The 10,697-nt window shown below is 62.1% G+C and carries 9 protein-coding genes; 4 read left to right on the forward strand and 5 right to left on the reverse strand.

Features of this window, described 5'->3' with window-relative positions:
• Positions 1 to 19: 19 nt before the first annotated feature.
• Positions 20 to 1,192, reverse strand: coding sequence for a phosphoglycerate kinase (locus HRF45_13640; protein ID MEP0767563.1), 1,173 nt, complete (start codon positions 1,190 to 1,192; stop codon positions 20 to 22).
• 10 nt (positions 1,193 to 1,202) lie between these two features.
• Positions 1,203 to 2,216 (reverse strand): type I glyceraldehyde-3-phosphate dehydrogenase, encoded by a 1,014-nt coding sequence (gene gap, locus HRF45_13645; GenBank protein MEP0767564.1) that lies wholly within the window; start codon positions 2,214 to 2,216, stop codon positions 1,203 to 1,205.
• 186 nt (positions 2,217 to 2,402) lie between these two features.
• On the opposite strand from gap, the gene HRF45_13650 reads away from it, so the two are divergent.
• A complete protein-coding gene (locus HRF45_13650; protein ID MEP0767565.1) occupies positions 2,403 to 4,403 on the forward strand; it encodes a S8 family serine peptidase in 2,001 nt (666 codons plus the stop codon).
• A gap of 8 nt (positions 4,404 to 4,411) precedes the next feature.
• Here HRF45_13650 and HRF45_13655 read toward each other — a convergent pair whose 3' ends face one another.
• Complete coding sequence (locus HRF45_13655) at positions 4,412 to 5,608, reverse strand: response regulator (protein MEP0767566.1); 1,197 nt, start codon at positions 5,606 to 5,608, stop codon at positions 4,412 to 4,414.
• Between the two features lie 156 nt (positions 5,609 to 5,764).
• Here HRF45_13655 and HRF45_13660 point away from each other — a divergent pair, with 156 nt between their 5' ends.
• Together HRF45_13660 and HRF45_13665 are read left to right on the forward strand one after the other, a co-directional pair.
• Entirely contained in the window at positions 5,765 to 6,382 is a 618-nt protein-coding gene (locus HRF45_13660) for an NUDIX hydrolase N-terminal domain-containing protein (GenBank protein ID MEP0767567.1), read from the forward strand.
• Positions 6,379 to 6,798 (forward strand): OsmC family protein, encoded by a 420-nt coding sequence (locus tag HRF45_13665; GenBank protein ID MEP0767568.1) that lies wholly within the window; start codon positions 6,379 to 6,381, stop codon positions 6,796 to 6,798. The genes HRF45_13660 and HRF45_13665 overlap by 4 nt, the downstream gene beginning before the upstream one ends.
• Positions 6,799 to 6,861: 63 nt before the next feature.
• On the opposite strand, the gene HRF45_13670 is transcribed toward HRF45_13665, so the two are convergent.
• Positions 6,862 to 6,996 carry an argininosuccinate lyase gene (locus HRF45_13670; protein MEP0767569.1) on the reverse strand — a complete coding sequence of 45 codons (135 nt, stop codon included), beginning with the start codon at positions 6,994 to 6,996 and terminating at the stop codon, positions 6,862 to 6,864.
• 126 nt (positions 6,997 to 7,122) lie between these two features.
• Complete coding sequence (locus tag HRF45_13675; GenBank protein MEP0767570.1) at positions 7,123 to 8,652, reverse strand: M20/M25/M40 family metallo-hydrolase; 1,530 nt, start codon at positions 8,650 to 8,652, stop codon at positions 7,123 to 7,125.
• 155 nt (positions 8,653 to 8,807) lie between these two features.
• On the opposite strand from HRF45_13675, the gene HRF45_13680 reads away from it, so the two are divergent.
• Positions 8,808 to 10,166: a GTPase gene (locus HRF45_13680; GenBank protein MEP0767571.1), complete on the forward strand. Its 1,359-nt coding sequence runs from the start codon at positions 8,808 to 8,810 to the stop codon at positions 10,164 to 10,166.
• Positions 10,167 to 10,697: the final 531 nt, after the last annotated feature.

The following is a 10,697-nucleotide window of genomic DNA, read 5'->3' on the forward strand; positions in this document are numbered from 1 at the left end:
ATCGTAAGAGAGAGGGGTGTTATAAGTCCTGAAGCGCGGCGACACCAGGTAGAACCTTACCCTCCAGGAACTCCAACGACGCGCCGCCACCGGTGCTGACGTGCGTCACCTTGTCAGCAAAGCCGAACTGCTCGATGGCAGCCGCACTGTCGCCACCACCCACGATGGTAGTACCTGGGCACTGGGCCATCGCCTCGCACAGCGCGCGCGTGCCCGCTGCGAACGCCGGGTTCTCGAACACACCCATCGGCCCGTTCCAGACCACGGTACCTGCGGCACGAACGGCATCTGCAAACGCACGCGTCGTTTCGGGGCCGATATCCACACCCATCGCGTCACTCGGCATCGAGGAGCACGGGACGATCGTGCCCTCGGGGCTCTCGATGGAGGAGGCCACTACCACGTCGGTCGGCAGAAGCAGTTTGGGGCCGGCGTCTCGCACGACCGCTCGTGCAAAGTCGAGCCTTTCGGCATCTAGAAGCGACTTGCCGATTTCGTGATCCCAGCCGGCCTTGAGGAACGTGAACGCCATACCTCCACCGATGACGAGCTTATCCACCTTCGGCAGCAGGTTCTCGATGACGGCGATCTTGTCTTCGACCTTGGCCCCACCGAGAACAGCGACGAAGGGGCGAGCCGGATTCGCGAGCGCATCGCCCAGGAATTTCAGCTCCTTCTCCATCAACAGGCCCGCAACGCCGGGTAGGTGATGTGCTACGCCTTCCGTGCTGGCGTGAGCACGGTGGGCTGACCCGAAGGCATCGTTCACGTACACGTCCGCCAGCTTTGCCATCCGTGCGGCCAGATCCGGGTCGTTCTTCGTTTCGCCTTTTTGGAAGCGTACGTTCTCCAGCATCAGTACGTCACCGGGCTGGAGCGCGGCGGCCATCGCCTCTACCTCGGGACCGGCGCAGTCCGGCGCTAGCCGCACTTCCCTGCCCAGTAGTTCGCTCAGACGGCGAGCCACGGGACCCAGGCTGAACTGAGGATCGGGGCCTTCTTTGGGGCGCCCGAGGTGCGACATCAGCACCAGGGAGGCCCCTCCGTCCAGCAGGAACTGAAGTGTAGGGAGGGCGGCTCGGATGCGTCGGTCATCTTTGATTACGCCCTCTTTGATGGGCACGTTGAAGTCCACGCGAACGAGCACCCGCTTGCCGCGGACGTCTATGTCTCGGACCGTCTTCTTGGCCATCGCCGGGTCTCTACAGGCCCTTCTCGGCCATGTACTTGCAGAAGTCGGCCACTCGGCAGCTATAGCCCCACTCGTTGTCGTACCAGGAGACCACCTTGGCCATGGTGCCGTCCAGCACCATGGTCAGCGGAGCATCCACGATGGACGAAAAGGAATTGCCGACGAAGTCCTTGGACACGAGCGGCTCGTAGGTAACGTCCAAGATGCCCTTCATCCGGCCCTTGGCTGCCTCCTCGAAAGCGGCGTTGAGTTGTTCGGCAGTAGCCTCTTTGGAGAGCTGCACGGTGAGGTCCACGCAGGAGACGGTCGCGGTGGGCACCCGGAGCGCATAGCCGTGCATCTTGCCCTTCAGCTCGGGCATGACTAGGCCGATGGCCTTTGCCGCACCGGTGGAGGTCGGAATGATGCTCTCGGCGGCGGCGCGGGCCCTCCGCAGGTCCTTGTGCGCCTGATCCGCCACGCGTTGGTCGTTGGTGTATGCATGGATGGTGACCATCAGCCCCTTCTCGATGCCCCAGCCGTCTTGGATGACCTTGGCGAAGGGAGCGAGGCAGTTGGTAGTGCAGGATGCGTTCGAGACCACGTGGTGGTTCGCCGGATCGTAGTCCTGTTCGTTAACCCCCATCACGACGGTGATGTCCTCGTTCTTAGCGGGGGCGGTAATCAGGGCCTTCTTCACGGTGCCTCGGAGGTGGGCGGCAACCTTTTCCTTGTCGCGGAACACGCCCGTGCCCTCGATCACGATCTGGACGCCATGGTCCGCCCAGGGAATGTTCGCGGGGTCCTTCTCTGCGTAGACGCGAATCTCTCGACCGTTGACCTTCAGGCCCTTTTCGGTCGGCTCGACGTCGCCCTTGAAGCGACCGTAGTTAGAGTCCCACTTGAACAGGTGGGTGTTGGTGATAGGATCGTAGAGGTCGTTGACTGCGACGACTTCGAGATCGCCAGGGTACTTCTCCAGGATGGCCCGCAACGACAGCCTGCCGATCCTGCCAAATCCGTTAATGCCGATCTTTGTAGCCATGGTCACTCCCAAAGTGCGGTTGAGATGGTCGATTCTACCCAGCGGCACTGTGCTTGGCGGTTACTTCAGGACCTCTGCGCCGCGGCTATTCCTGAACCTAGTCGGTATGCGGAACCTTCGTAGGCTGGATCAGGTTGTAGAATCAGTTGGGGGGTCCGCTCGGATCGGGCCCGATAGGAGAAGCCATTGCTGCCGACACTCGCACTCGCGCTAGCTGCCCTGCTCGCACCGCCGAAGGGCGTGATTCTCGACCACCAGCCTGCGTTCACAGAGATCACCCGTACTCTCGCGGCACCGAACCGAGCGATCGTGCGATTCGCCTCGCCCGCTCACCGGCTTGCGGCCGCGGCCGAAGGCTACAAGCTGCTACGAAACATCCCGCAGCTCGGTTACAGCGTGGTGCTGGTGCCTTACGGACGAGTAGACACTTCGATTCAGCGACTGAAGTCACTGGGTTACGTGACGGAGGCCTTCCCGGACCGCGTGTACCACCCGGCCTACACTCCGAACGACCCGGTGTTCCCCGACCAGTGGAACCTGGTAGACCAAAGGATACCGCAGGTATGGGACGTAGAAAAGGGCAATCCGAGCGTCGTGATCGCCGTCCTGGACACCGGGGTGGACTACAATCACTCCGACCTGAACGCCAACATCCGACGTAACACCGCCGATCCGATAAACGGTGCAGACGACGACGGCAATGGCTACGTGGATGATTACTGGGGATGGGACTTCGCCTACAACGATCGCAACCCGATGGACGACCATGGTCACGGCACTGCCTGTGCGGGCATCAACGCTGCCATCCAGGATAACAATTACCAGATCAGCGGAGTAGCTCCGCGGTGCCGCATTATGTGCGTGAAGATCGGTCAGTCCGATGGCTACAGTTACGATTCGATGTTCGCGCCCGGGGTCGTGTACGCAGCCGACAACGGGGCGAAGGTGCTCAGCATCAGCTACTTCAGCGACGACCTCACACCGCTACTTCGCGCTGCTTGTGACTATGCGTATGGCAAGGGTGCACTGCTCTCGGTAGCGGCAGGCAACTTCGACGAGGTGTTCCCGGTGTATCCTGCGGGATACGACCGCGCCATCGGGGTTGCCGCCCACGGCCAGGGCGGCACGAAAGCGTATTTCAGCAATTTCGGTACATGGGTGGATGTTTCGGCGCCTGGAATCGGCGTACCAGCAAGCACGTTAGGGGGTGGATACACCACAGGCTTTGCCGGCACGTCGGCGGCTGCCCCTAATGCCGCTGGGGTACTCGGGCTGCTTTTCAGCCACTTCCCAGGCGAGTCGAACGAGCAGATACGGCGCAGGCTGGAGTACACGGCGGCACCGATCGCATCCACGCAGGAAGGCGAGGTCTGCAACTACGGCCGGGTGGACGCACTGGCCGCGCTGGGCTTCGGCGATAGCGACCCGAACAACGGGCTTGCGGGTCTGCGTGGCAAGCCACCGGAGGTCCGCTACGTCTCGCCCATGGTTCTTCCCGCCGAGGGGGGGCGCATCACCATTCGTGGCCGCTACTTCGATCCGGGCGTCAAGGGCGTCTGGTTGCGTGTCGGCAACACGCGAATCCGCACCACTTACTGGTCCGACGAGGTGGTGGAGGCCGAGGTGCCACCTGGCACCCCTAGCGGCGTGCTCGTCGTCGATGCTCTGGGCGCATCCAACGGCATCCCGATCACGATCGCTGGGCCGGGCGTAAGGTTCCAAGCGGTGCCTTCCGATTTCAGCAACGCGATTATCCCGGTCGGGGGCGGCTTGTCTCCTTTTGGCACAGCCAGAGACCTGTGGTTCGCAGACGGGCAGGTGGCCCGGTTCGCCGCGGACTACGCGGGGCAAGATTTCGATATGCGGATCCTGGTCCGGGGCTTGGATAAGAACTCGATCAGCCAACTGTCTGCGTCGATCACCCGCACGCTCGGCCCGGTGGGTGCGAATGCTGGGGGCGCGCTGCAGCTCTATGACTTCTCGACTGGCAGCTATCCCTATGGCAGTTGGGCCACCGTGCTTACCGAGAACTTTACCATGCAGACGGGAACGGTAACGGCCGAGGTGGGTGGTGACGTGTCGCGGTTCGTGTCGTACGAAGGCGACCTCTTCGTGCGCTATCGCGGCAACCTAAAGAATTCGATGGGCTATGTGGACGTGGACCGGTTGTGGTTCGAGTGGAAGTGACAGCCTAGCTAAGCTGCCTTCGTCGCGGGTGAAGGACGCCTCTCTCGCGCAACGCCTGGGAAGCGGAGGATTACCCGATTGCGCTGCCCGGGCTCGCTCACACAGATCATACGGCCGCCGTGATCCTCCACGATGCTCTTTGCGGCTGCTAAACTCAGTCGCATCTGCTCGGTGGTGGCTTCGAGCGGGTTTATGGCGTCACCGTTCGAGCAGCCGTTTTGAAGGCCCGCGTCTGCTATCTCGATGACCGCTCGAGGGGGTCTTCCCTCCTCGCGCCGTGTGGACACCATGACTGCGCCTCCGGGCTCAGTCCACTCGATAGCGCTCATCACGAGCGTCACGAAGACCTGCTGCAACCGGCTTGGAATCGCGATCACGTCAGGCACGTCTTGATTCAGGTTCGTCTTCACGGTAAGCCGCGACTGAACCAATTCGCTTTCCAACAGCAGCAACGCGTCGCCGAGAACCGCATTCACCCCGACTTGCACGGGCACGGATTGCTCGGGAGAGGTGTACCGGATCAGCGCCTCCAGAACCCTTTTGGAATGGCGAGCGGCCGTCTCCAGCCGTTGCAGTCCGAGGATGAGATGTTGCTTGTCAGCCTCTGCCGCCGGGTCAGTGGACAGCGCCTGCGCCTTCTCCGTCGCATACTCGGCCAGATACTGAACGGCTTCGAGAGGGGTGCTGATGCCGCGGACCACTGTCTCGGCCAGCTTGCCGACCCCAGCCTGCCGCCCTGCTGCGATCAACTCATCGGCACCCTCCTGTAGGCGCTGCACGGCAGCCTCCAAGTGGGCTTCCAGCTGACGGTTCTGAACGTGCAGCTGGCGGGTGCGTACGGCCCGCTCTACGACTACGGACAGCTCGCGGATGTCATCAAGGGGCTTCGTAAGGTAATCGTAGAGGTTCCCAGCACGGACAGCCTCCAACACGTTCTCGAGGGAGCCGTAGGCGGTGAGGATAATGACCTCGCATAGCGGCCACCTGTGCTTTGCGGCGCGCATGACCTCCAGGCCGTTTGCCTTAGGCATTCGCATGTCGGTCACCACCACCGAGTACTCGTTGGCCTCGAGGTAGGAAATAGCCTCGTGCCCATCGGCGGCTCGGTCTACGGCAAACCCAGAGAGTTCGAGCTGTTTGCTGAGGACCTGCCGAAGGCCTTCCTCATCCTCCGCCACTAGAACGCGCTGATCGTGATAGGACATTGTGCCCTTTCGCTACCTACGAGGAGATTATCGGCAGTACGCGAGACGGAGCGGACTGAGCGGAATCCGTGACCCCGGTCGGTCGGGCCGTGGGGCGTGCTACACTCCCGAACCATGGAACAACTGAACTCGCGGGTTCTACGCTGGTCGGAGAGGTTGCGTGCTATTGCACAGACGGGCCTGGCTTTCGGCCCTCACACGTACGACGAAGAGCGCTACTCGGAAGCGCTGCGGCTAGCCGCCGAGATGCAGGCCTTTGCGCTCGCCGAGGACGCCACGGAACTCGAGGACGAGTGGCGGGCCAATATCGGCGAAGGACCACGAGGGTATGTCACGCCGCAGGTTAGCGTGATTGCCGCCATCCTGAACGACAGCCGCGAGTTGCTGTTGATCCATCGCCCAGACACCCGCTGCTGGTTTCCACCATCGGGATGGGCAGACGTGGGCCGAACGGCTGCTGAGGTCATGGCCAAAGAGGTGCGAGAGGAAACCGGCTACCGGGTCCGTCCCGTTAACCTGCTTGGCTGTTTCGACAGCATCGCACGAGGTCTCTCTAGCTTTCACTTCTACTGTTTGTTCTTCGGGTGCCGACTGGAGGGTGGAGAGCTGCGCAAGAACGACTTAGAGGCACTCGACATCGGATGGTTCCCCCAAGATGGGTTGCCCGCGCCACTGCACGGTGGGGACTGGTGGGTTCCCGTATGCTTCGGCCGGGCAGATGGGCCTGGGTTCGACCCCGTGCCTGAGAGCATCTTCGAGGAGGTCTGGAAGTGAGCGACACGATGACGGTCCGCTGGACAGGCGGTATGAGCTTCAGCGCCACCAGCAAGTTTGGGATGGAGATGCGGGCGGACGCATCCAAGCAGGTGGGTGGCGAGGAGTCGGCGCCGACACCTGGCGAGTACCTCTATTTCGCTGCAGCCGGCTGCACGGGCATGGACGTGATTAGCATCCTGAACAAGATGAAGCAGGAGGTCTCGTCCTACACGATCACGCTCGAGGTCGAGCGGCACATGGGCGACTACCCGAGGCCGATCACCAAGTTGAAGGTCATCCACACGCTTTCTGGCCCCCATCTAGACCCTGAGGCGGTCGAGAAAGCGGTGAAGCTCTCGGATGAGAAGTACTGCTTCGTAGCGGCGAGCTTGAGGCAGCATGTAGAGGTGTCGGCGGAGTACCGAATCGAGTGAGGAGAGAATGAAATCGGGCGGTGCAGTCGCACCGCCCTGATTTCTCCTCTGACGAGTAACGGGCTACTCGCCTGGAGTCTCGGTCCCAGTGCCAGGCTCAGGGGCTGCAGGCTCCTCCTTGGCGCCGCAACCGGCGATCAGAGCGACCGACGACGCCAGAACCAGAACGGCCAAAAGCTGAGCGATAAGCTTCTTCATTCTTCCCTCCATAGTTCAGCGTGGCCGCTCTGTGCGGCAGCCCGCTGATGAGATCTCACGTGCTCTTTCCAGATCGCCTTTCGCGCCGGGCTGGAGTTCTCCTGCTTTGCCGGCGCCGGAAAGTCCCTAGGGCTCGAGTGCCGCGAGCAGAACGTCCACAGTGAGGTGAATCGAGTCCATCTCGACACGCTCCGTGACGCCGTGCGCATCTTTACCCCAAGGCCCGATGTTGGCGACTGGGCAGCCGAGCCCCGAGAGGCCGACTTCTGGCACAGTATAACCCAATCTGCTCGCTTTCCACTGGGGCGTGTTCGATGCGAGTTCGGCGACGTGTTCAGGCTGAGTCGCTCCCCCGATGTAACTGACGTCGCTGATGTACGGGTAGAAGTCCCGGACGCACATGCCGAAGCGCCGGCCGAGGGATTGCATCCTCGCGCGAAAGGCCATGTCTCGAACGTGAACGTGCGGATAGTACGGTGGGGCTAGCAGGATGAGGACGAAGGGCCACTCGATGCGCGAACGCTCTACGGCGGCTCGCGCGACAGCCAAACTGATGTCTCTGTGGTCGGGCTCGCCTTCGGCGTGCGCCATGACGGCAGCCATCGCGGCTTCCCTAGCCTCGGCAGGCAGATCCTGGTATAGCAGCACCTTGGGCCTGAGCTCGGGCGGGGTTTCCCGCTCCGCTTCGCTCGAGTGGCGAGCCAGGCTCTCACTACGGCGTTCCAGTACGCGCTGCACTGCCTCCTCGGCAACGGCCTTGAGCGCAGCGAGGGCGTCTCCAGGGCCACGGGAGTAGGTCATTAGATTGCAATAGGCATAGGCCTCGAACGCTGTCTGCACGTCGTAAGTGGGCTTGAGGTCCCTTAGGCAGAGGGTGACGGGGGGGACGGAGATCTCGTCGCCAACCTTATCACACAGGTCTGGGTTGAGGTCAATCAGGGACACCAACTCCGCTGCAATCGCGCAGGCATCCAGACCGCGATACGGTTCGCCGACGTGCGTCTCGATGCCGCCGATAAGGAACATGGGAAGCAGCTTGCCTACCGAACCCAAGTATAAATACTTGTTCTCGTCGCCGGGGAAGCGCGGCGCCGTGTAGTCAGAGTTGAGCACTCCGCACAAACTGAGGCCCTCTGCATCGGCGAGCGCCTTGACCTGCGGCAGAGCGCTCAGGATGCCCGCCGACGCGGCCTCTTCGTCCGGGCAGGAGAGAAACAGCACGTTCGCCCCCGGCCGGGATGCCAGCGCCGCGATCTGGGCCGCTATTCCCGACTTCATGTCCAGGCCGCCCCGGCCGAACAGGTAGCGGCCAGACTTCGCGTCGTCGGCCACTTCCCGACCGTAGCGCCCGGTTGCGAAGGGCTCGACGAGGGTATCCGGGTGGAAGGCGTCGCCGCCGGGAATGCCCGCGTAGTCGCCGATGCCCACGGTGTCGAAGTGGCTCGTGAGAACCCAAAGTTCCTTCCCTGCACCGCCCCGATGCAACGCCCATACGCTCTTCCGACCGTCTGCCGTGGGCCAGAATCCGGGTTCGAGCCCGATGGTGGCCAGTTCCTCGGCGATCAGGTCGGCCATGCGGTTCTCGCTGGCGGAATCGCCCGTGACACTGGGCTGGGCCACGAGCCGTTGGGCAAGCAGAACAGGGTCGAGTTTCATTCGGCGCCTCTCCATCGAGTCGCGCTTCGCTGCGCGTTGACCGAAAGATACCTCCATGGACCCAGCTTTGCGGGTCAGGCGTGTCCGAGCGGATAATCTATAGGGGGTGGGGAGCAGCGTGGCTTCCCAATCTTTACCGAAGGAGTTGAGACAAGATGAGTTCGAGAGTGAGGCGCCGAGTCGTGATCATGGGCGCCGCGGGGCGAGACTTTCACGTGTTCAACATGTTCTTCCGTGGGAACGAAGCATACGAGGTGGTGGCATTCACCGCAACACAGATACCCAACATCGAGGGCCGCGTGTACCCTGCCGAGTTGGCGGGCGACCTGTATCCGAACGGGATCCCGATCCACCCCGAGGAAGAACTACCCGAACTCGTGCGAAGGCACCAGGTGGACGAGGTGGTCTTTGCCTATAGCGACATTCCGCATCTGGAGGTCATGCACAAGGCCTCGCTCGCACTCTCGCTCGGTCCCGACTTTCGATTGTGCGGGGCGGATTCCACCATGCTGCGCTCCAGCAGACCGGTGATTGCGGTTTGCGCCGTTCGCACCGGCTGCGGGAAGAGCCAAGTGACTCGCGCTCTGGCAACCGCCCTGAAGGAGATGGGCCTGCGGACCGTTGCGGTACGCCACCCGATGCCCTATGGCGATCTCCGAAAGCAGGTATGCCAGCGGTTCGAGAGCATCGAAGACCTGAAGGCGCACGACTGCACCATCGAGGAGATGGAGGAGTACGAACCACACATCGCCGCGGGCCACGTGGTGTATGCCGGAGTGGACTACGAGGAGATCCTGCGCAACGCCGAGCAGGAAGCAGACGTGATTCTGTGGGACGGTGGCAACAATGATGTTCCCTTCTTCCGACCCTCCTTGATGATCGTGGTAGCCGATCCACACCGACCCGGCCATGAAATGCAGTATCACCCCGGCGAGACGAACCTGCGTATGGCGGACGTGGTCGTGGTAAGCAAGACCGACACTGCTCCCCTTTCGGGTGTGGAACAGGTGGAAGCCAACGTGCGCGCGGTCAACCCGAAGGCCCGTATCCTACGCGCCAAGTCACCTGTTAGCGTTCCCGACCCATCCGCAATTCGAGACAAGAGCGTACTGCTTATCGAGGACGGTCCGACGGTCACTCATGGCGAGATGTCCTACGGTGCTGCGTATGTCGCGGCGAAGAAGTGGGGCGCCGGAGAGCCCGTGGATCCACGGCCATATGCAGTGGGCACCATCAAGGCGACATTCGAGAAGTACCCCCACTTGGAGAAGGTGCTGCCTGCGATGGGATACGGCGAGCGCCAGATTGCCGACTTGGAGCAGACGATCGCCGCTGTGCCTTGTGAGTTGGTGCTGATCGGGACGCCGATCGACCTATCACGCGTGGTCCGTATCGAGAAGCCTGCGATGCGAGTGAAGTACGAACTGGATGCCGAGACGGTGTCCGCCCTTCGCACCGATCTGGAGCGGACGGTACAGGAGAGCCGCATGCCGCAGCCGGGCGTGAGGACGTAAGAGGCTCCTCACTCTCTATTCCCCATTACTCCGAGTCCCCCATCCCTCACCACTCCGAGTGGCGAGGGATGGGGGACCACGCCTCAGGGCTCCAACGGCGCGACGGCGAGCCCGTCGCACAAGGTCTGGACGGTTACGCAGTCAGTAAGGGGCAACGACGAGACCCAACGTCCATCATGCCGGGCCAGATAACTACGTCATGCCGAGCCCAACAAATACGTCATGCTGAGCCCGTCGAAGCATGACCCCGCATACCGCACGCCAACATGTAGATACCCAGTCCGCGCGGCAGGTGACCGCATGCTTCGACAGGCTCAGCATGACGGGTGCTTCGACAGGCTCAGCATGACGGGTGCTTCGACAATCTCAGCATGACGGGTGCTTCGACAATCTCAGCATGACGGGTGCTTCGACGGGTTCAGCATAACGGGTGCTTCGACAGGCTCAGCATGACGTTTGCTTCGACAGGCTCAGCATGACGTTTGCTTCGACAGGCTCAGCATGACGTTTGCTTCGACAGGCTCAGCATGA

The sequence above is a fragment of the Fimbriimonadia bacterium genome, from assembly GCA_039961735.1.
Taxonomy (GTDB): Bacteria; Armatimonadota; Fimbriimonadia; order Fimbriimonadales; family JABRVX01; genus JABRVX01.